This is a genomic window from Enterobacter sp. 01-M-02-SI-ECC, assembly GCF_047530595.1.
GTDB classification, from domain to species: domain Bacteria; phylum Pseudomonadota; class Gammaproteobacteria; order Enterobacterales; family Enterobacteriaceae; genus Enterobacter; species Enterobacter cloacae_M.
Genome location: NZ_JBLKCZ010000090.1, coordinates 1 through 1241, shown reverse-complemented (window position 1 = coordinate 1241; position 1241 = coordinate 1). Strand labels below are relative to the sequence as shown.

The following is a 1241-nucleotide window of genomic DNA, read 5'->3' as shown; positions in this document are numbered from 1 at the left end:
GGACAACGATGCCGTGGAATCCAGAGTACTGATCAGAGACGAAGTTGTACCAGGTGATGCCACGTCCGGAACCAAAATATTTTCTGTTAGGTCCTGAATGGGGAGCCCGCAGAATTCGGAAAAAATCGTACGCTAAGGTTTTCCGGGCATCCGTAAGGGCCGAAACTTCCCGTCTTCCAGTCTGCGGCTCTGCCGCCAGACGTAATCGCCGGTTAGGTTGATGTGCTCCCAGCCCAGCGGCGACAGGAATTGCAGCAGCTCGCCGTCCACCGGCTTGCCGGCCTCGACCAACCCCTGGGTGGCGCGTTCCAGGTACACCGTGTTCCACAGCACGATAGCCGCCGTCACCAGGTTGAGGCCGCTGGCCCGGTAGCGCTGCTGCTCGAAGCTCCGATCCCTGATTTCCCCAAGGCGGTTGAAGAACACCGCCCTGGCCAGCGAGTTGCGCGCCTCACCTTTGTTCAGGCCGGCATGCACGCGGCGGCGCAGTTCAACACTTTGCAGCCAGTCCAGGATGAACAGCGTGCGCTCGATCCGGCCCAGCTCGCGCAGGGCCACGGCCAGTCCGTTCTGGCGCGGGTAGCTGCCGAGCTTGCGCAGCATCAGCGAGGCGGTGACGGTGCCCTGCTTGATCGAGCTGGCCAGGCGCAGGATGTCGTCCCAGTGGGCACGCACGTGCTTGATGTTCAGGGTGCCGCCGATCAGCGGGCGCAACGTCGGGTAGGCTTGCACGCCCTGCGGCACGTACAGCTTGGTTTCGCCGAGGTCGCGGATGCGCGGCGCGAAGCGGAAGCCTAGCAGGTGCATCAGGGCAAAGACGTGATCGGTGAAGCCGGCCGTGTCGGTGTAGTGCTCCTCGATCCGCAGGTCGGACTCGTGGTACAGCAGGCCGTCGAGCACATAGGTGGAATCGCGGACGCCGACATTCACCACGCGGGTGCTGAACGGCGCGTACTGGTCGGAGATATGGGTATAGAACAGCCGTCCCGGCTCGCTACCGTACTTCGGGTTGACGTGCCCGGTGCTCTCGCCCCGGCCACCCGCGCGGAAGCGCTGGCCATCGGAGGATGAGGTCGTGCCGTCGCCCCAGTGGGCGGCAAAGGCGTGGCGATACTGGTGGTTGACCAGCTCGGCCAAGGCCGCCGAATAGGTTTCGTCGCGGATGTGCCAGGCTTGCAGCCAGGACAGCTTGGCGTAGGTCAGGCCGGGGCTCGACTCGGCCATCTTGGTCAGCCCGAGGT

General features: G+C 64.2%; 1 protein-coding gene and 1 pseudogene. Both read right to left on the bottom strand.

What is annotated here, in order from left to right:
• Positions 1-97, bottom strand: a pseudogene (locus tag ACMWLG_RS25785) (Tn3 family transposase); the annotation flags it as partial.
• A 35-nt stretch (positions 98-132) separates the two neighbouring features.
• On the bottom strand, positions 133-1241 hold a 1109-nt coding region (locus ACMWLG_RS25780; protein WP_042938616.1), incomplete at its 5' end, for a Tn3 family transposase.